Below are 24,479 nucleotides of genomic sequence, written 5' to 3' on the forward strand. Positions count from 1 at the left end.
GTCCTAGAGTCCGCATGCCATCCCGCGCCTCAGAAGCACTTCCGGCGACATGAGCCGGACGCCGCGCCGAACCGATTCCGGGGCGCGGGACCGGGGCGAGCGCATGCGTTCGCGGATTGCCGTGCTCGTGACGGCGTTGCTGCATCTGTCGTTGGTCTTGCTGGTGATATGGGCACCCCCGATCACCGTGACGAGGCAAGGCGGCGATGCCGGCGGCAGCATGGAGGTGACCTTCATCGACCCGTCGTTGCGGCCCTCGCCGGCCGCGCATCCGCCGGCTGCTCGCGTGGCACCACCGCGCAAGCGCGCGAAGGCCGCTCCCAAGGCCAGCCGCATCCGGACGACGCCGGTGATGCAGTCGGAGGATCCCGTGCAGCCCGACTCGGCAGCCGCTTCGGACACGATGCCACCAAGCCCGGACGAAGTGCCCGAGGCATCGCCCCACATCTGGGGACAACCGCCGGGCATGCTTGCGCAGGATTCCGGCCGCGCGAACACCGGATCGGGTCGCGGCATGGCCAGTACCCCCGGCCGCAGTGCCGGCTCGTCCGGCCCCAGCATGCAGGTGGACGGCTATGAGGTGTATTACAGCCTGGTCCGCGAAACCCATCTGCGCGCATTGCGCGACCAGGGCATGACCGAGCTGTCTCTTCCGTTGCCGGGCACGCGGCGGCTGATGGTGTGCCCGCTGGAACTCATGCTGCGGCGCGACTCCGGCGTGTGCCGCATGGTCGAGCCGGACGCGCCGGAATTGAACGGCATCGGCGACGCGCGCGACGTCATCGATATGCGGGAGGTGTACAAGCTGGGCAAGAAGCTCTGGAGCGGACCGGGTCCGTATCGCTAGAACATCGCGATTTCCTTCGCGCCCTTGGGCACGACGCTCATCGACAGGCCGCCCGTCGATCCCCGGGGCAGGCCGCTTTCGACCTCCGTGGTCTTAAGCTCTGAGATGCCATTTTCGTAGAATTTTCCCCTGGATTTATAGGGGTTTTCGAGGCATCGGATCCGCGGCTGCGCCGGGTCCGGGCCGTAGATCCGGACAACGGGTATTCAATGGCGCGACGCGTCTCTGGTCGTCGCGTCGCGTGTCTTTGCGCCTGTTTTTCTGTCCTTGCACGTGACGGAACCCCTCGTCATGTCTCTTCGGCTTGGTTCATGGAGGATCATCAATGCGATATCTGAAACATTCGATGGCGGCCGCCCTGGCGGCCTGCCTGTGCGGGCTGGCGGCCGCCCATTGGGCGGAGGGAAGTTCTTCGGCCGGAATGGTTGCGTCGGTGTCGGCGGCGACGCCAAAGCCGGCACGGGCCGATGCGACGGCCAGGTCGTGGCTGTTCGCCAGCCCCACGATGCTGCAGTTCCACTCCGAGCATGGCGAACAGGTCTCCCGGCAGTTGAGGGTGGCCTCGAAGCTGCGCGGCATCGTCCTGGAAGCCTCCGCCAGCAGCGCCTCGATCGAGCCGAACCCGGCGGTGGTCCGCATCGACGAGCGCAATTACGCGATCACCGTACGCAGCGCCGCCGGCCTCGCGCAAGGCACCTATGCCGGCTACATCACGGTGAAGGCCTGCTACCAGGCGCCGTGTACGCAAGCGCTTCCGGGCGGCACGGCGCTGGTCGGCTACCAGATCGTCGTGGATGCCGACGGAACGGCGACGGTGGGCGAATGGCAGACCTTCCAGCGCGACGCCGGCCATTCCGGCTACGTGCCGATGACGCTGCAGCCGGCCTCGTTCGCCTACAAGTGGGAGTGGCGGCGCGCGACGCCCGGCGTGCTCGGCTTCATCAACGCCGTGGCGACCGAAGCGGGCAAGGTATTCGTCTCGGACGACGAGTATTCCGGCTCTCCCGCCATTCGCGCCCTGAAGGAAAGCGACGGGTCGCTGCTCTGGCAGCACGCGTTCACCGACTATCCCGCGCTGAATCCGCCCGCCGCCTCGGACGGCAAGGTGTACGTGACGACCACCGGGCACGAGCAGACCTTCCTCTGGGCGTTCGACTCCGCTACCGGGGCGCCCGTGTTCCAGAGCGCGTTCGGCGCGCAGTGGAGCCACCTGCTGGCGCCCACGGTCAGGGACGGCCGCGTCTTCACCAACGGCGGCTACTACGGTGGCGGCGTCTACGCCTACGACGCCGCGACCGGCGCGTCGCAATGGTCGATGTTCAGCGGCGACGACGACATGACCACGCCCGCGGTGGACGGTTCCAAGGCCTACTACTACGACGGTTCCGGATTGCGGGTCTACGACGCGGCCACGGGCAGCGTGCAGGCCTCGATCGCCGATCCCTACGATCCCGAGCCCGACTACTCGTACCATGGCGCGCCGATGCTGGGGTCGCCCGGAAGCGTGGTCGCCTTCAGCGGCGGCGCCTTCAGCGGTCGCGCGTCCTCGAGCACCGAGCAGTACGACAGCAGGCCGCTGGTGAACTACTCGATCGCCGAAGGCATCGCGCGCTGGCGCACCGCCAGGAACTATCTCACCCAGCCGGCGACGGCCAAGGGCGTAGTCTACGCGGCGGGCAACAACCCCAAGTCGTTCGATGCCATCGACGAGGCGACGGGAGAGGTGCTCTGGTCGTGGACTCCGGGACCGTCCGATCTGGAGTTCCACCGCAACGTGGTGGTCACCGACAACCTCGTCTTCGTCAGCACCGATCGCGCCGTGTACGCGCTCGATCTGGCCACGCACGAGCCGGTGTGGTCGTACCCGGCGCCCGGCATGCTGGCGATCTCCGGCAGCGGCACGCTGTACATCGTCGAAGGGGCGCGCGAGCCGACGGGCAGGCTGATCGCCATCGCGCTGAAGTAGGAAGCGCGTCGCCAGGGAAGGCGGCATGCGCGGGAAGGGCGGCTTCGGCCGCCCTTCTTTTTTGCCTTACCGGGAAAGACAGGGTTCGGCGGCAGAGGCGCGAGGAGCGCGCTCGCGCAACAGGACGTAGGAGGCGAGGCCCAGCAGCAGCGTCAGCGCGGCCAGCGCGAGCAGCAGCGTGTCGAAGGCATGCGCATGGACCAACGCCAGGCCCTCGCGCGACAGGCGCGGCGCGTGCAGCGAGGCGCGGGCCAGGTCCCCGGCCGCCAGGTAGCGGCCGGCATCGGCGCCGGCTTGTCCCGACAGGCCGCCCTGCGCGAACGCGGTCAGCGCCGCGCCGGCCGCGGCCAGGATGATCGCCTCGCCCGCCACGCGCGTGGTGGTGAAGATGCCGGTGGCCATGCCGGCGCGTTCCTTGGGCACGACGCTCACCGACAGGCCGTCCATCAGGCCCCAGGGCAGGCCGCTGCCGATGCCGATGACGATCAGCGGCCAGGCCAGCGTCGCCGCCGGCGCGCCGGGCGCGATACGGCTCAGCCAGGCCAGGCCCGCCGCAGCGATCGCCAGGCCGACGCCGGACAGCGCGGCGGCCGAGATGCGCCGCGCGAGCATCGCGCCGAGCAATGGGACCACCAGCATCGGCGCCGAGAGCGGGATCATCATCAGGCCGGCGGTAACCTCGCCGCGCCCCTCGATCCCGACGAAGCGGATCGGCAGCTGGATCAGCAGCACGACGTAGCAGAACGCGGTCGCCAGCGGCAGCGCCTGCACGCCGACGAAGCGCGGATAACGGAACAGCGACAGGTCCAGCATCGGCCGCGGCACGCGGCGCTCCACGGCCACGAAGACGCCGAGGGCGATCGCGGAGGCGGCCAGCAGGCCGAGCACGAGGCCGCTGCCCCAACCCCGCTGCGGCGCCTCGACCACCGCGAAGGTGAAGGCCACCAGGGCGAAGGTGAAGCTCAGCGTGCCCGGCCAGTCGAGCCCGCGCGCGTCCGGATCGCGCGATTCGCGCATGCGCGGCACGCCGAAGAGCAGCGCGAGCAGCGCGATCACGCCGCCGCTGACGAACACCGAGCGCCATCCGAAGTGCGCGACCAGCGATGCCGACAGCAGCGGGCCGAAGGCCAGGCCGAGGCCGAAGGTGGTGCCCAGCAGGCTGTAGGCGCGCGTGCGCGCGTGGCCCTCGAACTCCTGCGCGAGCGAGGCCGCGCCGGCCGACAGGGTCAGCGCCGCCGCGACGCCCTGCACCGCGCGCAGTCCGTCCAGCCACAGCACGTCGGGCGCGAAGCCCAATGCGAAGGAGACCAGCGAGAACGAGGCCAGGCCGATGCCGAACATGCGCTTGCGGCCGTGGAGATCGGCCAGCGTGCCGGCGGCCATCACCACGCCGCCGAAGGCGAGCATGAAGCCGTTGACGATCCAGGCCAGCATCGCCGGATCGCCGCCGAGGTCGCGGGCGATGGCCGACAGCGCGACCGGCGGCCCGGTGAAGGCCAGCGGCATGCCCAGGCCGGCGAGGCAGACCGCGCCCAGCACCAGCCATCGGTCACCGCGCGAATGCGCGCGCGCCTGCGGCGCGGCCACGGGCGGCGGCGCGACGTCAGGCATTGATGCCACCGTCGACGGCGAATTCGGCGCCATTGGCATAGCGACCTTCCTCGCCGGCGATCCAGGCGACGAGGCTGGCGATGTTCGCCCCTTCGCCGTAGCGCGGGATCGGCATCATCGCGCGCAGCGCGTCGGCGCGCGGACCGTCGGCGGGGTTCATGTCGGTGTCGGTCGGGCCGGGATGCACGAGGTTCACGGTGATGCCGCGCTCGCCCAGGTCGCGCGCGAAGCCGCGCGTGAGCCCGCCCAGCGCCGACTTGCTGGCCGCGTACACGGCGATGCCGGCGCGCCCGGCGCGCTGCGCCAGGCAGCTGCCGAGGTTGACGATGCGCCCGCCCCGGTCCATGTGCCGCACCGCCGCCTGCGTGGCGACGAATACCGCGCGCAGGTTGACCGCCATGGTGCGGTCGAAATCCTCCAGCGCGAAGCCCTCGACGTTGCCGGCGATCAGTACGCCGGCGTTGTTGACCAGGATGTCCAGGCCGCCCAGGTCGGCCGCCACCCGGTCGATGCCCGCGCGCAGCGCGTCCGCGTCGCCGCTGTCGATGCGGTAGGCGCGGCCGCGCCGGCCCAGCGCCTGGATCGCCGCGACCACCTCGGCGGCCTTGTCCTCGGAACTGGCGTAGGTGATGGCGACATCGGCGCCTTCCTGCGCCAGGCGCAGCGCGATCGCCGCGCCGATGCCGCGGGAAGCGCCGGTGACCAGCGCCGTCTTGCCTGCAAGCGTGTTCATAGGGAATATTTATATAGTGATCGATATATTATTTAAGCCGGCCTTGACGCCGGATGTCAATGGCCTTATGTATCGATCGGTAAATAAATGAGGTGCTCGCCATGGCCCAGCGCGGCCGTCCCCGCCAGTTCGATCGCGACCAGGCCCTGCGGCAGGCGATGAACCTGTTCCGCGAGCGCGGCTACGACGGCGCCTCGCTGGGCGAGCTGACCCAGGCGATGGGCATCAGCCCGCCGAGCCTGTACGCGGCCTTCGGCTGCAAGGAGGCGTTGTTCCGCGAGGCGCTGGCGCTGTATTCCGCCACCGAAGGGTCGACCACGGCCCGGGCGCTGAGCGAACCGGCCACGGCGCGCGAGGCGATCGAGGCCATGCTGCGCGATGCGGCGCGCGCCTTCACCGCGCAGCAGCCCGGGCGCGGTTGCCTGGTCGTGCTTGGCGCGCCGCACCGCACCGGCGAGAACGCGGAGATCTTCGACGACCTGGTGGCATGCCGCGAGCAGACGCAAAAGCGCATCCGCGCCCGCCTGCAGCGCGGCATCGCCGACGGCGACGTGCCGGCGGGCGCCGACGTGGCCGCGCTCGCCGCCTACTACGCGACCGTGCTCAACGGCCTGTCCCTGCAGGTGCGCGACGGCGCGCCGCGCAAGCGCCTGCTGTCGGTGGTGGACTGCGCGATGGCGAGCTGGGACTGCCTGGTCGGCGCTGACGGATAGCGAGGGGCGCGTCGCGCGCGGGATGGCCCGTGCCGCGCGGCTCTTCCGCGATCCGCGCGGGGCCTAGTCGATCCGCCCGCGCAATGCGTCCAGTTCCTGTCGCAGCGCTTCGACCGTCGCCTCCAGCGCGTCGAGGCGGCTCTCCAACGAGGTACGCTCGCGCGCCGGCGCGGGACGCGCGCTGGCGAACTGCTCGGCCGAGACGGGGCCGGCGAGCAGGTGCATGTAGCGGTCCTCGCGCTGCCCGGCGGCGCGCCCGAGGTTGACGACCAGCGCCGGCGTGCGCTGCATCAGCCGCTCCAGCACGGCGCGTATCTCCTCGGCGCCCTGGAACTTCGCCAGGCGCTCGCAGCGGGTCAGCAGCTCGACCACGGTCTGCGGGCCGCGCAGCAGCATCACCGAGAGGATGGCCTGCTGCTGCGCGGTGACCGAATAGGCCTGGGTGAAGCGGTGCTCGTAGCGATCGGCGCGCGCGCCGTGCTCGGAGCGGACCAGCCGCTTGTCTTCCATCTCGCGCAGCGCATGCCCCACGGCGCCGGGTTCGAGTTCCATCACCGGCTCGCGGTTGTTCTTCTGGTTGCAGGCCAGCAGCAAGCTGTTCGCGGTGAGGGGATAGGCCTCGGGCGTGGTGGCCTCCTTCTCGATCAGGCAGCCGAGGATGCGGGCCTCGATGCCGGACAGGGGCGCGGGAACCTCCGGCAGTGGAATCTCTGTCGACATGGAAGGAGCCTATCAGAGGCCGTCCTGCCGTGCCCCGAGCGGCGCGGCCGGGGGAGGGCCACCCCAGGCCCGAGCCGCCGGGCGGCAGTTGTGGGCCGGCCGGGATCGGCGCAAGCTCCCCACGCCTTCACTTGCGCAAGGGGAGTTCGGTCATGCGTATTCTGGTTGCGGGCATCATCGGCGGGATCATCGTCTTCGTCTGGGGCGCCGTCGCCCACATGGCGTTGCCGATCGGGGAGGCCGGATTCAGGCATCCGGCGCAGCAGGACGCGGTGCTCGGCGCGCTGTCGCAGTCCGCGCAGGGCGACGGGGTCTACATGTACCCCAGCATGGAGTTCGAGAAATACGGCGACCCGGTCGCCAGGGAAAGCTTCATCGCGCAGAACGCGAGCAAGCCCTACGCCCTGGTGATCTATCGGCCGGGCGGGAATCCCTCGATCCGCAGCATGGCGCCAAGCCTGGTGAAGCAGTTCGCCAGCGTGTTCCTGGCCGCGCTGCTGGCGGCGTGGATCCTGGCATCGGCGCCGCCGGGCTTCGGCCGCAGGGTCGCGGTCAGCGCGGCGCTCGGCCTGTTCGCCTGGTTGGCGGTGAACGTGCCGTACTGGAACTGGTATCTGTTCCCGCTCGATCTCACGCTCGCCGCATTGGCCGAGCAGGTGATCGGCTGGCTGCTGGGCGGCGTCGGCATCGCCTGGTGGCTGGGGCGCGGGCGCAGATCGCCGGCCTGACCTCGCCGCGCGCGGCGGCGCAGCGACGATGCGCGGGATCGGGTCCCGCGCATCGTCGGCATCGCATCACCAGACCTTGACGCGCTTGTCCGGCGCCAGATACAGCTTCTGGCCTTCCTTCACGTCGAAGGCCGGGTACCAGGCGTCCTGGTTGCGCACGGTCAGCGCGCGGTACTGCGCGGGCGCGTGCACGTCGGTGAGCAGGCGGTTGCGCATCGTGGCCTCGCGCATCTTGCTGCGCCAGGCCTGGGCGAAGCCGAGGAAGAAGCGCTGGTCGCCGCTGAAGCCGTCCAGCGGCTTGTCTTCCTTGCCCTGCTGCGAGGCCTTGTAGGCGTCGTAGGCGGCGGCCAGGCCGGCGACGTCGGCGATGTTCTCGCCGAGCGTCAGCTTGCCGTTGACCGAAACGTCGGGGAAGGGCTTGTAGGTATCGTACTGCGCGGCCAGCGCGTCGCCGGCGGCGTCGAAGCGCTTCAAGTCAGCCTCGGTCCACCAGTTGTGCAGCTTGCCGTTCTCGTCGAACTGGGCGCCGTTGTTGTCGAAGCTGTGGCTGATCTCGTGGCCGATCACCGCGCCGATCGCGCCGTAGTTGACCGCATCGTCCGCGGCCGGGTCGAAGAACGGCGGCTGCAGGATCGCCGCCGGGAACGCCAGGCGGTTCTCGAGCGGCACGTTCAGCGCGTTGACCGTCTGCGGCACCATGTAGAACTCGTCGTGCGTCACCGGCGTGCCGAGCTTGGCGAGGTTGCGGCGGTACTCGAACAGCCCGGCGCGCTCGGCGTTGCCGAGCGCATCGTCGCGCTTGACCTCCAGCGACGAATAGTCGTGCCACTTTTCCGGATAGCCGAGCGCCACGCGCAGGCCGTTGAGCTTGGTCTTGGCGTGGGCCTTGGTTTCCGGCGCCATCCATTCCAGCGCGTCGATGCGCCTGCCGAAGGCGGCGATGATGTTCTTCACCATCTCCTCGGCGCGCGCCTTGGTCTCGGGCGTGAAGTGGTCCTTGACGTAGAGCTTGCCGACCGCCTCGCCGAGCGAGGCGTTGGTCTCGGCCACCGCGCGCTTCCAGCGCGGGCGCTGCTGCGGCGTGCCCATCAGCGTGGTGCCGTAGAAGGCGAACTGCTCGTCGGCGAAGGCCTTGGGCAGGTGCGCGGAGGCGCGGTCGAGGGCGTGGAAGGCTAAGTAGTCCTTCCAGGTGTCCAGCGGCTGCGAGGCCACCAGCTTGGCGATGCCGATCACGGCCTCCGGCTGCCAGACGACGAAGTCCTGCTGGCCCTTCAGGCCGGCTGCGTCGAAGAAGGCGGCCCAGTCGATGCCTGGCGCCTTGGCGGCGAAATCGGCCTGCTTCCAGATGTTGGCGGCGCCGCGCTGCACGTCGTTGGTCTGCTCCTGCGAGGCGTGCACGCGCGCGATGGCGGTTTCCAGGGCGAGGATGCGCCCGGCCTTGGCTTCGGCATCCTGGACGCCGGCCAGGGTCAGCACCTTGGCCACGTGCGCCTGGTACTGCTTGCGCAGTTCGGCCGCCTTGCCGCCGTCGAGGTAGTAGCTGCGGTCGGGCATGCCGAGGCCGCCCTGCAGCAGATACGGCACGTAGCGGTCGGGCTGGTGGATGTCCTGGGTGATCCACAGGCCGAGCAGGCGGTCGGTGTAGTAGTCGGTCATGTTCAGCACGTCGACGTCGGTGCGCAGCTGCGCGCCGAATTCGCGCGAGAGCGCAGCCGCGTCGGCGATCTTGCCGAAGGCCTCGAGCTGCGGCTGGATCGGCGCCAGGCCCTTGGCCTCGATGCCGGCCTCGTCCATGAAGGCGGTGTAGTAGTCGCCGATCTTCTTCACCTCACCGCCGGCCTGGGCGTCCTTGGCGGCGCCTTCCATGATCGCGCGCGTGTCGGCCTCGGCTTTGTCGGCGAGCAGGTTGAAGCTGCCGTAGGCGGAGCGGTCGGCGGGGATCTCGGTGCGCTTGACCCATTCGCCGTTGGCGAAGTCGAAGAAGTTGTCGCCCGCCGCGACGCTGCGGTCCATGCCGCCGGCGTCGAAGCCGAAGCTGCCCAGCATCGGCTTGGCGGGCGCGGACGCCGGTTCGGGCTTGGCCGCCGGTTCCGGCTGCTGCGGCGCGTTGCGCTCGCAGCCGGCGACGGCCACCAGCGCGGCAACGGCGAGGAAAAGGGCTGAACGGCGGAGCGGAGCGGTCATGGCGCATCCCGGTCGGGTAAGGAGAGCGCGCAGGGTAGTGCCATCGTCCGGATGGCGCAAAGTGCGAAAGTCACGCGCGGCATCGCGCCGCGCGCGCGTTCAGGCCTGCACCGCCTCCACCCGCCAGGCGGGGAATTCCTCGCCGATGCCCGGCTCCTCGGCCCAGCCGCAGGCGACCAGGCTGTCGTCGCTGCCGGCCTCGCACAGATAGACTGCGATCGCGCCGTAGGGCTGCGCGGTGGGCACCAGCGCCCAGCCCGCCGGCAATGCGCGGGTTTCCTGCCGATAGTCGGCGTCGAGGTAGGAGGAGGCGTTGGCCTCCAGGATTTCGCGCCCGACGGTGGAGACGCGGCCGCGCACGGTGGCGATGCGCGCCTCGAGCCGCGGCGCCGTGTCCGGGCGCTCGACCTTCAGGCCGTGGCCTTCCAGCCGCGCGGCGATCTGACCGGGCACGGCGTAGGCGAACGGGCGCTCGACCACGTGGTCGCCGACGAAGCGCCCCAGGTGCGGCACCTCGACCTCGACCGGTGCGCCGTCGAGCGCGTACGGATCGCGCGTGGGAATCGTCGCCGGCGCGCCGGCGATTTCCTCCAGCCGGTAGCGCACGGCGATGCGATCGGGCGGCAGCGTGCATGCCGACAGCAGCGCGACGATTTCGTCGCCGTGCGCGGCGACGTAGTGCAGCGTCTCGCGCAGGAAGGCGTAGGTGACGCCCACGCGCCGCTCGAAGGGAATGTAGGAATAGGCTTCCAGCAGCAGGTCCATGCGGTTGGTCAGGCCGCGATAGTTGCCGCCGAAGCGCGGATGGTGGGTATAGGTGATCCAGCCCATGCCCTGGCCGCCTTCGTCGCGCAGGAAGTTGCCGTACCAGAAGGTGTCGAATCCATCGTGCGCCCGCACCGCCGCGCGCACCGCCGGCAGCAGCTTGGCGCGCATGTAGTCGATCGGTTCGCGCCGCCCGCTCTCCAGGGTATGCGGCACGTCGTAGGTCAGGTCGAAACGATGGATCGAGCCGTTGGTGGCGTGGCAGTCGACGATCAGGTGCGCGTTCCAGGCGTGGCAGACGCGGGTCTGCAGCAGCCGCATCTCCGGCGCCTCCTGGCGCAGGTAGTCGCGGTTGAGGTTGACCCCCGCCGGCGTGTTGCGCGTGCCCACGCCGCTGTCGGGCCCGAGCTGGCCGTGCAGGTTGGCGATGTCGAGCCGGCGGTTGTCGGGGCTGATGGCCTCGTTGCCGTCGGCGTTGAACAGCGGCACCACCACCAGGGTTAGCCGTTCGAGCACGTCGCCGTGGCGGCCGGCCAGCAGGTCGCGCACCAGCATCAGCGCCGCCTCCTTGCCTTCGACCTCGCCGGCGTGGATGCCGCAGATCGCCAGCACCACCGGCAGGCCGGAGGCGTGCGCGGCCTCCGGGGTGAAGTGGCCGTGCGCGGACAGCACCAGCAGCGGCAGCGTGCGTCCCTGCGGCGTCTGGCCGAAATCGCCGATGTGCAGTCGCGCATCGCCGAGCGCGGACAACGCTCCGATGAAGTCCATGACGTCGGCGTGGCGCGAGGTGTCGGCGTAGCGGCTGCGTTCTGCGCGGGTGAGCGGATGCGGAGCGGAGTCGGTGGTCATGCGCGTGCGTGGCGGGGGCGAAGCCACGATTGTAGGCCGCCGCTGCGCGCCGGCATGTGCCGTTGGTGCGGGGCGGGCACGCGGCGCGGCACTTCGCCGCGGCGTCCCGATGCGGTCAGGCGGCGAAGTCGTCCAGCGTCAGCGCGACCGAATCCGGATCGCCGGCCTCGATGGCACGGTGCACCGCGCGCATCTCGGCGTGCTCGATCCAGTTGCGCAATCCGCGCCCGCTCCAGCCCGAGGCGTATCCGGCCAGGTGCGCGATGCCGGCCTCGGCCTCGAAGGCCAGCGGCTTGCCGGCCAGCATCACCCGCAGCAGGCGCCGGATGCCCTCGGCGTCGGGCAACGGGACCTCGATGCGCTTGGACAGCCGCGAAAGCAGGGCCGCGTCGACATGCTCGACGCGGTTGGTGGCCGCCACCACGAACACGGGCCGCGGCTGCGCCTGCACGCCGTCCATCTCCTGCAGCAGCTGGCCGATGATCTCGTCGGTGAAGGCGTCGCCGCCGCCGCGGCTGCCGGCGATGACGTCGATCTCGTCGATGAACAGCAGCGACGGCGCCGATTCGCGCGCGCGCTCGAACAGCTCGCGCACCTTCTGCCCGCTCTGGCCGAGCCAGCCCTGCTTGACGTCGGCGGTGGAGGCGGCGATGAAGCGCAGTCCGGTCTCGTTGGCCAGGGTGCGCGCGATCTGCGTCTTGCCGGTGCCCGGCGGCCCGTAGAGCAGCAGGCCGCGCGGCACGCCGATGCCGCGCTTGAGGAAGGTGTCGGCGTTCTTGAGCAGGCCGGCGGTGGTCTTCAGGTCCTGCAGCGTGCGCTCGGCCAGCACCAGCGTGTCCCAGCTGGCGCCGGCGTCGGTGGCGGTGGAGCCCTGCCGGCGGAAGGCGACGGTATAGGCGTCGAGCACGGCCTCGCTCAGCGGCGCATCGTCGGCAAGCTCGCGCGCGATGCGCTTGGCCAGCCCGGCCAGGTCGCGTCCGGACATGCCCTGGGTGAGGGCGGCGGCACGCGCCGGCAGCGCGGTGGCGCGGCCGAGGCGGTCGAGTTCGTGCCGCAGGATCTCCAGGCGCTGCGCCTCGTCCGGCAGGCCGATCTGGATCTGGTCTTCGAAGCGCGACAGGATCGCCGGATCGATCAGGTCGCGGCGGTTGCTGGCGCCGATCACCCAGACGCTGGACTGCTTGTCGATGCCGTCCCATTGCGCGATGAAGGCGTTGACGATGTCCTCGCCGAAGGCATCGGTATGGGTGCCGCCGCGGCGGGCGAACACGCCCTCGCATTCGTCGACGAACACGATCGCCTGCGGCTCGGCCAGCGCGCGATGCCAGATCTCGCGTACCCTCTCGCCGCTTTGGCCGACGTAGCCGGCTTTCAGGTCGGGCAGCGAAAGGGCGAAGAAGGCGCAGTCCAGGCTGTCGGCCAGCGCCTTGGCGACCAGCGTCTTGCCGGTGCCGGGCGGGCCGTACAGCAGCAGTCCGCGCGCGGCCGAGGCGCTGCCCTGGGCGAAGTGCCGCGCCATCGTCGTCAGCCGCGTCGCGGTCGCCTCCGGCAGCGCGATCCGCGCCCAGGCCGCCTCGCCGCGGCGCGGCTGCGCGGGCGGGGCCGCGCGCAGCGCGCGGCTGCGTTCGATCTTCGGGGCATGGGCGCGATAGGTGTCGCAGGCGGCGCCGAATTCGCGCGCCAGCTGCTGCAGTTCCGCGGGCAGCGGCGGCAGGGCGTTGTCCTGGTACAGGTCGCGGTCCCAGACCATGATCGGAAGCCAGCCTTCGGTGCGCAGCACGATGATGGCCAGGCCGCGGTCCTGGGCATCGCTGACCGAGGCCACGATGTCGCCCGGCGCCACGCCGCGCATGGATTTCCAGTGCAGGGTGGCGAAGCCGCTGCCGCTGTCGTGGATGCGCGCCACCGTGTAGGCGTGCGGGTAGTCGCCCGCCTCGTGCGCGGCCGTCAGCCGCATGAGGCGGAAGCGGTGCGCGGCCAGGGAGACGCGCGGCCGCACCCGCATCTCGAACAGCAGCGCCGCCACCACGATCGCCGCCATCAGTACGTAGCGCAGCGGCGATGCGCCGTCGGTGGACACGCCGACGCCGATCAATGCGATCGCCGCCGCCAGCAGCGTCCACCACGACGGCAGCCAGGCGGCGGTGGCGCCGTGGGCGGCGGCGCGCAGCAGCCGGTGCAGGCGCCAGCCGGCGAAATGCCTGCGCAGCGCGGCATCGATGCGGCGGGACAGGGCGTCGAGATCGGCCTCGACGGCGTTCAGGTCGGTGGCGGTCGGCGCCTGGCGCTGCGCGAAGGCGTTGCTCGTCGTCCTGTTCATCTGCAAGCCCGGGCCTGGGTGGCCCACGAAGTCCTATCGTACGGATTGGGATATCGGGCGCAACCGCCGTTGCGGCATCGTCTTTTGGGATCGCCTTCGGGGATCGTCTTTGGGGATCGCGGAAACCGCGCGGCGAGCCCGCGCCGGCCTTATGCGCCGACCGCGCGCCGCACCGCGTCGAAATCGTCCACGGGCCGCACTTCCACGCTGCCGGTGCGCGCCCAGGGGAAGCTGTGCGCGATGCGCATCGCCTCGTCCCAGTCCTTGGCCTCGATCAGGTTGAAGCCGCCCAGCACTTCCTTGGTTTCCGCGAACGGCCCGTCGACCACGCTGCTGCGGCCGTTGCGCACGCGGATGGTCTTGGCGGTGGAGGGTTCCTGCAGCTTCTGCGAGGCCAGCAGGTGCCCGCTCTCGCGCAGTTCGTCGGCGTGGCGGATGCAGCCGCGCATCATCTCGTCGTACTCGCCCTCGGGCAGTTCGCCGGCCAGGGATTTGTCGTCGTAGATCAGGACCACGAATTGCATGGGCGGATATCCGGGTTGGGGGCGTGCAGGTTACTCGACCGGGCGCGCGGAAGCATGCGGGATCGATGCTGCAGCGCAAGAAAGGCCGAGGCCGGCATTGGCCCATGGGTGGGATGCTGTCTCCTCCATGTTTCCTCGCGCCGGTCGCAAGGAATGCGACGCGTCATCGGCTAGGATGTGCGGCGTCGTTTCGATGTCCTCATGGCGTCCCCAGAGATTCTCGCGTGCAACCGATCATTTCCATCCGCGGACTGCGCAAGACCTACGCGTCCGGGTTCCAGGCGCTCAAGGGCGTCGACCTCGATATCCGCAAGGGCGAGATCTTCGCCCTGCTGGGCCCCAACGGCGCCGGCAAGACCACCCTGATCAGCATCGTCTGCGGCATCGTCAACGCCAGCAGCGGCAGCGTCGCCGCCGCCGGGCACGACATCGCCCGCGACTACCGCGCCGCGCGCTCGAAGATCGGCCTGGTGCCGCAGGAGCTGTCCACCGACGCCTTCGAGAGCGTCTGGGCGACGGTGCGCTTCAGTCGCGGGCTGTTCGGCAAGCGGCCCGACCCGGCGCACCTGGAGAAGGTGCTGCGCGATCTCTCGCTCTGGGAGAAGAAGGACAGCAAGATCATGGCGCTGTCCGGCGGCATGAAGCGGCGCGTGCTGATCGCCAAGGCGCTCGCGCACGAGCCGGAGATCCTGTTCCTGGACGAGCCCACCGCGGGCGTGGACGTCGAGCTGCGCCACGACATGTGGCAGATGGTGCGGCGGCTGCGCGAGAACGGCACCACCATTATCCTCACCACGCACTACATCGAGGAGGCCGAGGAAATGGCCGACCGCATCGGCGTGATCAACCACGGCGAGCTGATCGTGGTGGAGGAGAAGCAGGCCCTGATGCGCAAGCTGGGCAAGAAGCAGCTGACGCTGACCCTGCAGACGCCGCTGCAGCGGATCCCCGAGGGCCTGAGCGGCCTGCCGCTGGAGCTGTCCGGCGACGGGCAGACGCTGGTGTACACCTTCGACACCCAGACCGAGGAGACCGGGATCGCGGCGCTGCTCAGGCGCCTGGGCGAGCACGGCGTCGACTTCAAGGACCTGCATTCGAGCGAGAGCTCGCTGGAGCAGATCTTCGTCAGCCTGGTGCACGCGTCCAAGGGAGCGAAGGCATGAACTGGCACGCGGTCCGCGCCATCTACCGCTTCGAGATGGCGCGGACCTTCCGCACCATCACCCAGAGCATCGCCTCGCCGGTGCTGTCGACCTCGCTGTACTTCGTCGTCTTCGGCGCGGCGATCGGCTCGCGCATGGGCGAGGTGGACGGCGTCAGCTACGGCGCCTTCATCATTCCCGGCCTGATCATGCTCTCGCTGCTCAACGAGAGCATCTCCAACGCCTCGTTCGGCATCTACATGCCCAAGTGGGCCGGCACGATCTTCGAGCTGCTCTCGGCGCCGGTGTCGTGGCTGGAGGTGGTAATCGGCTACGTCGGCGCGGCGGCGACCAAGTCGGTCATGCTCGGCATCCTGATCCTGGTCACCGCGCGCATCTTCGTGCCCTACGAGATCGCGCATCCGCTGTGGATGGTGTGCTTCCTGCTGCTGACCGCGCTCACCTTCAGCCTGTTCGGCTTCATCATCGGCCTGTGGGCGGACGATTTCCAGAAGCTGCAGGTGATCCCGCTGATGGTGGTCACGCCGCTGACCTTCCTGGGCGGCGCGTTCTACTCGATCGGCATGCTGCCGCCGGTGTGGCAGAAGATCGCGCTGTTCAATCCGGTGGTATACCTGATCAGCGGGTTCCGCTGGAGCTTCTACGGCATCTCCGACGTCAACGTGGCGGTGAGCGCGGCGGCGATCGTCGGCTTCCTCGCCGCCTGCCTGGCGGCGGTATGGTGGATCTTCCGCACCGGGTGGAAGCTCAAGCAGTGAGCGGCGGCCACGGAGCGATCCGGTGGCGATGAACGTGCGGCGGTTGCGGAATTTCTGCCGGCGCCTTCCAGGCGCCGTGGAGAATCCGCGGCCGCCGCCGACCAACATCCTCGGCTACACGGTCGGCGGCAAGTACTTCGCCTGGTTCAAGACCAGCGAGCCCGAGCGCTGGCGCTTCAGCCTGCGCGTCACGCCGGACCGCTTCCTGGAGCTGACCGACATGCCCGGCTGCAAGCCGGCGCGCTTCATGGCGCGCTACCACTGGGTCACGATCGTCGACGTCTCCAGGATGCCGGAGGCGTACCTGCGCGAGCTCGTGGAATGGTCGTACCGGCGTGCGCTCGGCGGCCTGAGCGGGAAGAAGCGACGCGAACTGCTCGGGGAGGCCGCGCCTTCGCGCGATCCGGCGTGATTGGCGCGGCGCCGATCGCGTTCACGCTGTTTAAGGACGCATGAACACGCGACGGCGGATCGCCTTCGGTCTCGCATCGCGATGATCCGCGCAACGCTGGCGCGATCGCCGCTCGCGCGTATTCATCGGCGGTTTCCGGCGGCCGCCCGACACTGCAGTCCCCCTCCATCGGAGACCGAGATGAAGAAGACTGCGGCAGTCGCGATCGTGCTCGCCGGTATCGCCGGCACGGCTTCGGCGCAGGAGGCGCTCACGCAGCAACAGGTGCGCGCCAAGCTCGAGGCGCAGGGCTACACCAAGGTCAACGACGTGAAGTTCCGCGACGGCGTGTGGAAGGCCGATGCGCGCAGCGCCGACGGCAACCGCGTCGACCTGCGCCTGGACCCCGCCACCGGCGCCGTCTATCCGGACGACCAGGTCGCCAACCTGGGCGAGGCCGACGTGCGCGCGAAGCTGTCGGCGGCCGGCTACACCAACGTGCACGATGTCGACTACAAGAACGGCATCTGGAACGCCGAGGCCGACGATGCGGCCGGCAAGGACGTGGAGCTGAGGATCGATCCGGCCACGGGCAAGGTCATCGGCAAGGAAAAGGATTGATCCGCGCCCCGGCGGCCGACGCGCCGCCGGGGACGCCCGCATTCAGCCCCGCCGCGGCGCGCAATCGCGCGCCGCGCGCGTTTGGGGAGGGCGAAAAACCGTGACAGCCGCGCCTAGGGCGTTCCCTAGCTTGCGGCGCGTCGCACAGCATGCGGGGCGCGGTTTCGGGGTGTGGAATGCGCCGCGAGCACACCAGTATGACAAGCGTGAGACGGCGTGTTGACAGCGCGCATGGCGGTTGCCGGGGCATTCAGATCGCAGCGGTCATCTATGCGCTCCCGCACTTCCACGCGAGCGCGTCCCATGTCCGTTCCCGCCGACCGTATTCCGCCGCCGCCGCCCCCTCCGCCGCCGCCTCCGCCGCCGCCGCCCGAATCCAAGCCGACCCACACGGTGAAGCCGGACGAGACCCTGCAGGGCATCGCCGACCAGAACCGCACCACGCCGCAGGCCATCCTCGACATCAACCCGCAGATCCGCACGCCGGAACGCCTGGCGGTCGGCGAGGTGCTGAACCTGCCGACGGCCAAGGTCGATGCCGCCGTCGCCAAGACGGTGGACGCGGTGATCGGCAAGGACGCGACGGCCGACCAGAAGAACGATGCCTATCTCGCCGTGCAGGCCGACGTCGATCGCGCCGGCGGCATCGGCGGCAGCGGCATCGACGAGGCCGCGCTGCCCGCCCAGGCGGCCAAGACGCTCGAGCAGGCCGGCATCCCCACGCGCACCGATGCGCGCGTCATCGCCGCGGTCGACCAGGTGATCGGGCGCGACGCCACCCTCGAGCAGCGGCTGGCCGGCTACGAGAAGGTGCAAGGCTATGTCGACCAGGTCGGCGGCATCAGCGACCAGGGCATCGTCGAGACGGCGCTGCCGATGCGCGCCTCGGAGCTGCTGCAGAAGGACGGCCTGCCGGTCGCCCTGCGCGCCGAGGTCATCGCCGCGGTGGATCCGCTGCTCAAGCCCGACGCCAGCGCCGCCGAGCGGACGCAGGCCTATGCCGCCGTGCAGGGCTATGTGGATCGCGTCGGCGGCATCGGCGATGCCGGCATCGTCGCGGACGCGCTGCCCGGCAAGGCGATGCAGGTCCTGACCACGCAGGGCATCCAGACCCGCTTCGCGCCCGAGGTGCTGGCCAGCGTCGACCGCGTGATCGCCAAGGGCGCCACCGACGCGCAGAAGCTCGACGCCTACAAGACCGTGCAGTCCTACGTCGACCAGGTGGGCGGCGTCAACGACCAGGGCATCGTCGCGGACGCCTTGCCCGGTCGCACCGTCGAGCTGCTCAAGGAGCGCGGCGTTCCGGTCGACACCGCCGTCGCCGCCGGCGACTCGGCCCGGGACATCGTGCTCGCCGCGCAAGGCAGCCGCGACGCGCAGCAGTCGCTGAGCATCCTCAGCGAAGGCTATGCCAAGGCCGACCCGGCCACGCGCCAGCAGCTGCTGGCCGATCCGGCCACGCGCAGCATCATCAGCGACGCCGCCGCCTGGGCGACCGAGCCGCTGGGGCAGAAGCCGGGGAACGCGCAGGGCGACGCGGTGCCGGCGCTCAACGCCACCAAGCGCCTGGACGAGCTGACCAAGGGCCTGGACAAGGACGTCGCCGCCGCGCTGGTGAAGAGCGCGGTGCCGGCGTTCGAGCAGTACCGCATGAACGACCAGGGCGGCCAGTTCGGCCCGGAGGGCGTGACCCATCTGCTGACGGTGCTCGATCGCGTGCGCGGCACGCCCGACGGCGACGCCGCGATCCAGCGCCTGGCCGACACCGGCATCTACGATTTCAACTCGGTGCCGAACTTCATCGGCCAGGGCGGCAGCCCGGTCTACGCGATCGCGCTGGGCAACCGCGACGTGGTGATCAACGGCGTGCAGCAGTTCTCCAAGGGACCGCTGGCGCAAAGCGTGGATGCCTACACCAAGGAAACCGAGGAGCTGAACTGGCTGGTCGCCAACCACGGCGGCAGCATGACGCCCGAGCAGCTGCAGAAGGCGATCACCGACTACACCGCCTCGAAGGGGCCGGGCTGGGAGAAGCGCGTCGACGACCTGCAGGAGCAGGTGGCGCAGCAGGGCATCAAGCTGCAGCAGCAGATCGACGAGCTGCAGCGCGCCGGCGGCTACGACGACCAGATCAAGTCGCTGCTGGAGGACCCGAAGAACCAGTTCGCGCTCAGCACCATGCTGGGGCGGCACCCGGAGCAGGTCACCGACACGCGACTGAAGGACATCGCGACCTATACCAAGTACGGCGATGCGGGCCGCAAGCTGCTCGGCGAGGCCGCCAACGCCTACGTCAAGGGGCAGGTGCTGCCCGACATCAAGAACGCCAATCCCGCCGACCCGGCCTCGATGCAGCGCGCCGAGGCGGCGATCGCCCGCCTCAACAACAGCCAGCTCGCCACCGCGCTCGGCGTCGACAAGGCCAAGCTGAGCGCGGCCGTCGACGAGCTGAAGAAGACCTTGCCGCAGGCCGGCGACACCGCCGCCGACCTCGAGGCGCGGCTGAAGACCTTCAACGACAACCTGGAGGGCGTGAAGGGCTTCGAGAAGTCCACCGGCGTCGGCCAGCTGTTCCGCGGCATCGGCGTGGCGGCGGCGGGCGTCGGCCTGGCCTATTCGGTGGACAAGGCGTTCAAGGATCCGGCCAACGTGCTCAACTGGGTCAAGGTCGCCTCGGATGCGGCCGGCCTGACGCAGAAGAGCGCCGAGATCCTCGCCGCGCGCGGCGCCGGCGGCGCCGGCACCGAGGCGCTGGGCAGCTCGCTGGCCGGCAAGATCGTCTCCGGCGTGGGCGTGGTGGTGGATGCCGCGTTCGCCGGCAAGGCGCTCATCGACGGCGACTACGCCTCGGCCGCGGTGTACGGCGTGGCCGCCGCCGGCAGCGGCCTGGTGTTCGCGTCGAGCATCGGCGCGATCGGCGCCTGGGGCGGACCGGTGGGCATCGCGCTGAGCGTGGTGGCGGCAGTGGGCATCGGCCTGGTCGCCAAGAGCAACGAGTCCAACAAGCACATGAACCAGACCTCGGCCGACTTCCTGCAGCACGCCGGCCTGAATCCGGACACGGCCAAGGCGCTGGTGGACCAGAGCGGCGAGGGCTACAGCCCGGTGCCGATCCTGGAGAAGTACGCCGAAGGCAAGGGCTACGACCTCAACAATCCGCAGCAGCGCCAGCAGTTCGTCGATTGGCTGAACAACATGCCGATCGAAAAGCTCGAGCACATCCGCGACTGGTTGCACCAGAGCCTGGACGATTTCGGCGGCGACGCCGGCAAGCTCGGCGGCGACAAGACCGTGCAGATGCCGAACGAGACCAGGTACACCACCGGCGGGCCGATCACCGGTCCGAAGCATGGACCCTATACCGTGGGCGAGGTCGATGCGTTCCTGCAGTGGTACGAGGCGACGCCGCTGCCGCAGGCCTGAGCATCGCCGCCGCGTCCGTGCGCGACAGGCGCGGACGGGGCGGCCGGTCAGTCGCGGACGCGGCGCAGCCGGTAGAACAGGTTCGGCTCGCTCACCACGTAGATCGTGCCCTGGTCGTCGAGCGTCACGCCTTCGGGCTGCGGCGCCGGCAGCCGGTCCAGGCGCGAGGCGTCGAGCGAGCGCCAGCTGACCGGCTCGCCGTGCGGTCCGATCTCCATCAGCATCTGCGACTCGTCGCTGAGCAGCAGCAGATGGCGATGGCGCGGGTCGAACTCGATGCTGGAGAAATCGGTGGCGAAGGGCATGCGCTTCAGCCATCCGCTCAGGTCGGTGGTCGCCAGCGGTCCGCCGCCGCGCAGGCCGCGGATGGCATGCAGGGCGACCGGCGAATGCTCCTTGGTGACGTAGAGCGTGTCGGTGGCGGCATCGTAGGCCATGCCCTCGGGGCCGCTGTTGTCGCGCTCGCCCGGCGCGAGCGCGTACACGCGGGCCGGATCGATGCGGATCGGCTCGCCGTCGCGCGCGGGCAGGGCGGCCACGGCGACCGAGCGCCGGCCTTCCTGCAACAGCGCGATCCGGCTCTCGCCCAGCCAGGCCAGGGCTTCCACGTCGGAAGCGCCGACGAGACGATGCCGTCGCAACAGCCTGCCTTCGGTATCCAGCACCACCACCTCGCCCGGGCGGTTGATGACCCCGACCAGCTCGCCGCGGGCATGGTCGAAGTCCAGGCCGGACAGATTGTCCTCGATGCCGGGAATCTCGCGGCCCTCGATGTCGAACCGGTAGCCCGGCAGCCACAGGCTGCGGCCGCGCCATCGCGGCTGGTTCCACGCCGAGTCCGGGTGCCAGGACATCCACCAGCGCTGCATGCGGTTGTCGACGTGGTAGAAGCGTACGGCCACGAACAGCGCCCAGAGCAGCAGCACGACAAGGACGAGGACGGAGAGCCAGCGCAGCATCCTGCGGCGCGATCTGGGGCGGGAGACCGGCATGCGGGGCTGGGCGCGGAAGGGGGCTTACTGTAGCGGGGGCGCGTTACTTTTTGGTAAGTCGGGGCATAAAAAAGCCCCTCTCTGGAGAAGGGCAAAAGAACTTTCATGCTTGGAGAATGGTGGGCGTTGAACCGCGGGATGGGCGATTGCTGCCGTCCCCGGCGGCGCGGCTCGAGATTCGTGGCCAGGCGTTCGGGTGCGCGGCGAACGCCTTGTGGGCATCCGTCGCATCGAGAGCTTTACTGCCATCCATGGCGAGGCACGCCGGCTTCGGAACGTCCGGCCCGGCTTCCATGGCCGGGCGTTCGGGCCCGCAGCGGACGCCTTGTGGGCGTCCGCTAAGCGCGCGGGCCCTCACCCCTTCACGCATAGCACCTGGCGGAGGGTGTGCACCACTTCCACCAGGTCGCTCTGCGCGGCCATCACCGCGTCGATCGACTTGTAGGCGGCCGGCGACTCGTCGACCACGGCCGCGTCCTTGCGGCACTCCACGTGCGCGGTGGCCTCGCGGTGCTGCTTGAGCGTGATCTCCTTGCGCGCCCGGGTCCGGCTCATGACGCGGCCGGCGCCGTGGCTGCAGCTGTGGAAGCTGTCGGGGTTGCCGAGTCCGCGCACGATGTAGCTGCGCGTGCCCATGCTGCCCGGGATGATGCCCAGCTCGCCCGCGCGCGCGCTCACCGCGCCCTTGCGGGTGACCAGCAGGTCCTGGTCGCCGTGCGTTTCCTTCTGCACGTAGTTGTGGTGGCAGTTCACCGCCATCTTCTCCAGCTGGAACTTCGGCAGCCGGTGGCGCATCTCCTGCAGCACCCTGGCCATCATCGCCTCGCGGTTGGCGCGTGCGTAGTCCTGCGCCCACGACACCGCCTCCACGTAGTCGTCGAACAGCGGCTCGCCCTCCATGAAGAAGGCCAGGTCCTTGTCCGGCAGGTGGAAGCCGAGCACGCGGTGCGCCAGCTGCTCGCGCGCCCGCTCGATGAAGTAGCTGCCGATCAGGTTGCCGGTGCCGCGCGATCCGCTGTGCAGCATCACCCACACCGCGTCGCTCTCGTCCAGGCAGACCTCGATGAAGTGGTTGCCGCCGCCGAGCGTGCCGATCTGGCGATCGATCTTGTCGGTGCGGATCTTGCGGTGCTTGGCCTTGATCGCCTCCAGCCGCGCCATCAGCCCCGACTGCGCCAGGCGCGTCTCGATGCTGTCCGGCAGCCGGCGGTGCTCGCCGCCCGGGCCGTTGCCGACCGGCACGCCGCGCTCGATGCTCGAACGCAGTTGCGCCAGGCTGTCCGGCAGGTCGCCGGCGCGCAGCGTGGTCCGCACCGCGGCCATGCCGCAGCCGATGTCGACGCCGACCGCGGCCGGGATGATGGCGCCCCGGGTCGGAATCACCGATCCCACCGTGGCGCCCTTGCCCAGGTGCACGTCCGGCATCACCGCCACCCACGGCCCGACGAACGGGATCGCGGCGATGTTGCGCAGCTGCTCGTGCGCCTGCGCCTCCAGCGGCACGCCGCGCACCCAGCCCTTGATCGGCGTGGCGCTGCCCTCGGCGTGCAGCAATTCGTAATGCGTGGTCATTTCCGTACTCATGTGATGGTTCCTTGAAAATCCGCGCGGCGATTCCGTTCGCCACGCGGAGGTTACTGCTTCATCGTCACCAGTTGCTTCAGCACGCCGTCCAGGCCGCCGAACACGGTGAGCTTGTCGATCTTCTCGGTCACCTTCTCCAGGGCCTCGAGCTCCTTCAGGCGCATCAGCACCGGGCTCTCCTCCACCAGCTTCGCGGTGTTGAGCAGGGAACGCGTGGCGTTCGCCTCCTCGCGGCGGCGGATCACGTTGGCCTGGGCCGCCTTCTCCGCCTGCACGACGCTGTTGAGGATCTCCTTCATCTCGCCCGGCAGGATCACGTCCTTCACGCCGACGCCGAGGATCTCGATGCCGAACGCGTCGACCTTGCCGCGCACATAGGCGAAGATGTCGGCGTCCAGCGAGGCCTTGTCGCCGAGCAGCTCGTCCAGCGACTTGGCGGAGATCGCCTTGCGCAGGCCGTACTGCAGCTCGCGGTAGAGGTGGTCGCCGAACTTCGCCACCTTGGTGCGCGCGGCGACCGGGTCGGTCACGCGCATGCTGGCGGCGAGGTTCACGCGCAGGGAGACCTTGTCGCGGGTCAGCAGTTCCTGGCCCGAGACCTCGACCGACTGCACACGCAGCTCGATCACCTCGGCGACGACGTTCTTGCGGAAATTCCAGAAGGCATAGGCGCCGGGATCGAGCTGGCGCGCCAGCTTGCCGTCCACGAACACCAGACCCGCGAATTCCGCCGGCACGTCCACCACGGCGGCGACCTTGGACAGCGCGCCGAGCTGGCGCAGGCGGCTGGCGGCCCAGGCGGGCACCTCCAGGCCGTCGGCCAGGGACAGGCGCTGCACCTGGATCTCGACCAGGCCGCGCCAGTACAGCTTGCGCGTGCCGGGGGCGAGCACGTCCTCGAGCTTGCCGTTCTTCAGCACCAGGCCGACTTCGTCGGTGCCGAGGTCGGCGAGCACGAAGGTCTCGCCCAGCTCGAGGCCGAGGCGCGCGATCAGGGTATCGGTGTCGCGGCCGGCATATTCCGCCTGCGCGATTCCGTGCACGCTCACCTCGATCCGCCGCAACGGGTCGAAGAAGCGATACACGCCCGCACCGAGCACGCCCTCGAATTGACGGTTGCGATACACCAGGCCGCGCTCGCCGTCGCCGATCACGACCCTCTTGGTCCAGAACATGGCAGTTCTCCTTGTTGGCTCTGGTGGTCCGGTCCCGTGGATGGCCGATGCGGCGGACCGGTTGCCGCATCGCCGATTGGTGCGCGTGCCGGCCGCGCATTCGACGCGGCAAGCCACGGTTGTCCCTCCGCCCGCTTCCCGAAAATCCGCGCCAAGGCGCACGGGGTGCGGCGGGAAAACATCTATGAAGCGGAAACGCCCCTCGACGACGATGCCGCGGAGCCGGCGCGCTGTTCGCGCGGAGGCCGAGGCGATCGAGCCGGTCCGGCGATGCATTGCCGTCCGGCGGTCAGGCGCCGGCCCGCGCGCTGCGAGGGCGGGGACCCGGCGGTACCGCCGCTGCGCTGCGCGGGCGCCTTCGCCGAATCCGCCGATGCAGGCGCGGGTTTCGGGAAGGGCGTCCCGCATCACC

At 70.0% G+C, this 24,479-nt stretch carries 20 protein-coding genes; 9 read left to right on the forward strand and 11 right to left on the reverse strand.

All coding sequences use genetic code 11. From position 1 onward, the window contains the following. Window positions 1-49: 49 nt before the first annotated feature. A complete protein-coding gene (locus tag MD221_RS14485; protein ID WP_242112579.1) occupies window positions 50-847 on the forward strand; it encodes a type II toxin-antitoxin system RelE/ParE family toxin in 798 nt (265 codons plus the stop codon). 309 nt (window positions 848-1,156) lie between these two features. On the opposite strand, the gene MD221_RS14490 is transcribed toward MD221_RS14485, so the two are convergent. Continuing rightward, window positions 1,157-1,351 (reverse strand): hypothetical protein, encoded by a 195-nt coding sequence (locus MD221_RS14490; RefSeq protein WP_242112580.1) that lies wholly within the window; start codon window positions 1,349-1,351, stop codon window positions 1,157-1,159. Window position 1,352: 1 nt separating this feature from the next. On the opposite strand from MD221_RS14490, the gene MD221_RS14495 reads away from it, so the two are divergent. Then, window positions 1,353-2,813 (forward strand): outer membrane protein assembly factor BamB family protein, encoded by a 1,461-nt coding sequence (locus MD221_RS14495; protein ID WP_242112581.1) that lies wholly within the window; start codon window positions 1,353-1,355, stop codon window positions 2,811-2,813. A gap of 66 nt (window positions 2,814-2,879) precedes the next feature. Here the strand turns inward: MD221_RS14495 and MD221_RS14500 are convergent, their stop codons facing one another. Both MD221_RS14500 and MD221_RS14505 read right to left on the reverse strand, forming a co-directional pair. Then, window positions 2,880-4,424, reverse strand: a complete 1,545-nt coding sequence (locus tag MD221_RS14500; RefSeq protein ID WP_242112582.1) for an MFS transporter — start codon at window positions 4,422-4,424, stop codon at window positions 2,880-2,882. Further along, on the reverse strand, window positions 4,417-5,157 hold the full coding sequence (locus MD221_RS14505; RefSeq protein ID WP_242112583.1) for a 3-oxoacyl-ACP reductase family protein: 741 nt from the start codon (window positions 5,155-5,157) through the stop codon (window positions 4,417-4,419). Before MD221_RS14505 ends, MD221_RS14500 begins: the two co-directional genes overlap by 8 nt. Window positions 5,158-5,258: 101 nt before the next feature. On the opposite strand from MD221_RS14505, the gene MD221_RS14510 reads away from it, so the two are divergent. Beyond that, window positions 5,259-5,870 (forward strand): TetR/AcrR family transcriptional regulator, encoded by a 612-nt coding sequence (locus MD221_RS14510; RefSeq protein WP_242112584.1) that lies wholly within the window; start codon window positions 5,259-5,261, stop codon window positions 5,868-5,870. Window positions 5,871-5,933: 63 nt separating this feature from the next. On the opposite strand, the gene MD221_RS14515 is transcribed toward MD221_RS14510, so the two are convergent. After that, window positions 5,934-6,590 (reverse strand): YceH family protein, encoded by a 657-nt coding sequence (locus MD221_RS14515; RefSeq protein WP_242112585.1) that lies wholly within the window; start codon window positions 6,588-6,590, stop codon window positions 5,934-5,936. A gap of 152 nt (window positions 6,591-6,742) precedes the next feature. Between MD221_RS14515 and MD221_RS14520 the strand changes: the two genes are divergently transcribed. Next, on the forward strand, window positions 6,743-7,318 hold the full coding sequence (locus tag MD221_RS14520) for a hypothetical protein (protein ID WP_242112586.1): 576 nt from the start codon (window positions 6,743-6,745) through the stop codon (window positions 7,316-7,318). Window positions 7,319-7,384: 66 nt separating this feature from the next. On the opposite strand, the gene MD221_RS14525 is transcribed toward MD221_RS14520, so the two are convergent. The 4 genes from MD221_RS14525 to MD221_RS14540 form a co-directional block, all read right to left on the reverse strand. Next, the gene (locus MD221_RS14525) at window positions 7,385-9,502 is read right to left on the reverse strand and encodes a M13 family metallopeptidase (RefSeq protein WP_242112587.1); all 2,118 of its coding nucleotides are present in this window, start codon (window positions 9,500-9,502) and stop codon (window positions 7,385-7,387) included. Between the two features lie 99 nt (window positions 9,503-9,601). Continuing rightward, window positions 9,602-11,116: a M14 family metallopeptidase gene (locus MD221_RS14530; RefSeq protein WP_242112588.1), complete on the reverse strand. Its 1,515-nt coding sequence runs from the start codon at window positions 11,114-11,116 to the stop codon at window positions 9,602-9,604. Between the two features lie 115 nt (window positions 11,117-11,231). Next, entirely contained in the window at window positions 11,232-13,436 is a 2,205-nt protein-coding gene (locus MD221_RS14535) for an AAA family ATPase (protein ID WP_242112589.1), read from the reverse strand. Window positions 13,437-13,585: 149 nt separating this feature from the next. Further along, window positions 13,586-13,960: a YciI family protein gene (locus tag MD221_RS14540; RefSeq protein ID WP_242112590.1), complete on the reverse strand. Its 375-nt coding sequence runs from the start codon at window positions 13,958-13,960 to the stop codon at window positions 13,586-13,588. A 224-nt stretch (window positions 13,961-14,184) separates the two neighbouring features. Between MD221_RS14540 and MD221_RS14545 the strand changes: the two genes are divergently transcribed. The 5 genes from MD221_RS14545 to MD221_RS14565 all read left to right on the forward strand — a co-directional run bounded on the left by MD221_RS14545 (window position 14,185) and on the right by MD221_RS14565 (window position 20,316). Next, complete coding sequence (locus MD221_RS14545; protein ID WP_242112591.1) at window positions 14,185-15,123, forward strand: ABC transporter ATP-binding protein; 939 nt, start codon at window positions 14,185-14,187, stop codon at window positions 15,121-15,123. After that, window positions 15,120-15,881, forward strand: a complete 762-nt coding sequence (locus tag MD221_RS14550) for an ABC transporter permease (protein ID WP_242112592.1) — start codon at window positions 15,120-15,122, stop codon at window positions 15,879-15,881. The genes MD221_RS14545 and MD221_RS14550 overlap by 4 nt, the downstream gene beginning before the upstream one ends. A gap of 28 nt (window positions 15,882-15,909) precedes the next feature. Next, a complete protein-coding gene (locus tag MD221_RS14555; RefSeq protein ID WP_277928918.1) occupies window positions 15,910-16,293 on the forward strand; it encodes an MmcQ/YjbR family DNA-binding protein in 384 nt (127 codons plus the stop codon). 180 nt (window positions 16,294-16,473) lie between these two features. Then, a complete protein-coding gene (locus MD221_RS14560; RefSeq protein WP_242112595.1) occupies window positions 16,474-16,893 on the forward strand; it encodes a PepSY domain-containing protein in 420 nt (139 codons plus the stop codon). Window positions 16,894-17,196: 303 nt separating this feature from the next. After that, the gene (locus MD221_RS14565; protein ID WP_242112597.1) at window positions 17,197-20,316 is read left to right on the forward strand and encodes a LysM peptidoglycan-binding domain-containing protein; all 3,120 of its coding nucleotides are present in this window, start codon (window positions 17,197-17,199) and stop codon (window positions 20,314-20,316) included. A 47-nt stretch (window positions 20,317-20,363) separates the two neighbouring features. Here MD221_RS14565 and MD221_RS14570 read toward each other — a convergent pair whose 3' ends face one another. From MD221_RS14570 to MD221_RS14580, 3 genes are all read right to left on the reverse strand, one after another. Continuing rightward, entirely contained in the window at window positions 20,364-21,275 is a 912-nt protein-coding gene (locus MD221_RS14570) for an SdiA-regulated domain-containing protein (protein WP_242112599.1), read from the reverse strand. Window positions 21,276-21,662: 387 nt separating this feature from the next. Further along, window positions 21,663-22,880, reverse strand: a complete 1,218-nt coding sequence (locus tag MD221_RS14575; protein ID WP_425602290.1) for an RtcB family protein — start codon at window positions 22,878-22,880, stop codon at window positions 21,663-21,665. A 62-nt stretch (window positions 22,881-22,942) separates the two neighbouring features. Then, the gene (locus tag MD221_RS14580; protein WP_242112602.1) at window positions 22,943-24,067 is read right to left on the reverse strand and encodes a slipin family protein; all 1,125 of its coding nucleotides are present in this window, start codon (window positions 24,065-24,067) and stop codon (window positions 22,943-22,945) included. Window positions 24,068-24,479: the final 412 nt, after the last annotated feature.

This window comes from Luteimonas aquatica (genome assembly GCF_022662575.1).
GTDB classification, from domain to species: domain Bacteria; phylum Pseudomonadota; class Gammaproteobacteria; order Xanthomonadales; family Xanthomonadaceae; genus Luteimonas; species Luteimonas aquatica.

Excerpts from the sequence above, each read along its gene's own strand:
- MD221_RS14565 (WP_242112597.1), top strand. The coding sequence starts at position 17,197 with ATGTCCGTTCCCGCCGACCGTATTCCGCCGCCGCCGCCCCCTCCGCCG.
- MD221_RS14525 (WP_242112587.1), bottom strand. The coding sequence starts at position 9,502 with ATGACCGCTCCGCTCCGCCGTTCAGCCCTTTTCCTCGCCGTTGCCGCG.
- MD221_RS14575 (WP_425602290.1), bottom strand. The coding sequence starts at position 22,880 with ATGACCACGCATTACGAATTGCTGCACGCCGAGGGCAGCGCCACGCCG.
- MD221_RS14535 (WP_242112589.1), bottom strand. The coding sequence starts at position 13,436 with ATGAACAGGACGACGAGCAACGCCTTCGCGCAGCGCCAGGCGCCGACC.
- MD221_RS14580 (WP_242112602.1), bottom strand. The coding sequence starts at position 24,067 with ATGTTCTGGACCAAGAGGGTCGTGATCGGCGACGGCGAGCGCGGCCTG.
- MD221_RS14540 (WP_242112590.1), bottom strand. The coding sequence starts at position 13,960 with ATGCAATTCGTGGTCCTGATCTACGACGACAAATCCCTGGCCGGCGAA.
- MD221_RS14555 (WP_277928918.1), top strand. The coding sequence starts at position 15,910 with ATGAACGTGCGGCGGTTGCGGAATTTCTGCCGGCGCCTTCCAGGCGCC.
- MD221_RS14550 (WP_242112592.1), top strand. The coding sequence starts at position 15,120 with ATGAACTGGCACGCGGTCCGCGCCATCTACCGCTTCGAGATGGCGCGG.
- MD221_RS14520 (WP_242112586.1), top strand. The coding sequence starts at position 6,743 with ATGCGTATTCTGGTTGCGGGCATCATCGGCGGGATCATCGTCTTCGTC.
- MD221_RS14505 (WP_242112583.1), bottom strand. The coding sequence starts at position 5,157 with ATGAACACGCTTGCAGGCAAGACGGCGCTGGTCACCGGCGCTTCCCGC.
- MD221_RS14560 (WP_242112595.1), top strand. The coding sequence starts at position 16,474 with ATGAAGAAGACTGCGGCAGTCGCGATCGTGCTCGCCGGTATCGCCGGC.
- MD221_RS14515 (WP_242112585.1), bottom strand. The coding sequence starts at position 6,590 with ATGTCGACAGAGATTCCACTGCCGGAGGTTCCCGCGCCCCTGTCCGGC.
- MD221_RS14485 (WP_242112579.1), top strand. The coding sequence starts at position 50 with ATGAGCCGGACGCCGCGCCGAACCGATTCCGGGGCGCGGGACCGGGGC.
- MD221_RS14530 (WP_242112588.1), bottom strand. The coding sequence starts at position 11,116 with ATGACCACCGACTCCGCTCCGCATCCGCTCACCCGCGCAGAACGCAGC.
- MD221_RS14500 (WP_242112582.1), bottom strand. The coding sequence starts at position 4,424 with ATGCCTGACGTCGCGCCGCCGCCCGTGGCCGCGCCGCAGGCGCGCGCG.
- MD221_RS14510 (WP_242112584.1), top strand. The coding sequence starts at position 5,259 with ATGGCCCAGCGCGGCCGTCCCCGCCAGTTCGATCGCGACCAGGCCCTG.
- MD221_RS14570 (WP_242112599.1), bottom strand. The coding sequence starts at position 21,275 with ATGCTGCGCTGGCTCTCCGTCCTCGTCCTTGTCGTGCTGCTGCTCTGG.
- MD221_RS14495 (WP_242112581.1), top strand. The coding sequence starts at position 1,353 with ATGCTGCAGTTCCACTCCGAGCATGGCGAACAGGTCTCCCGGCAGTTG.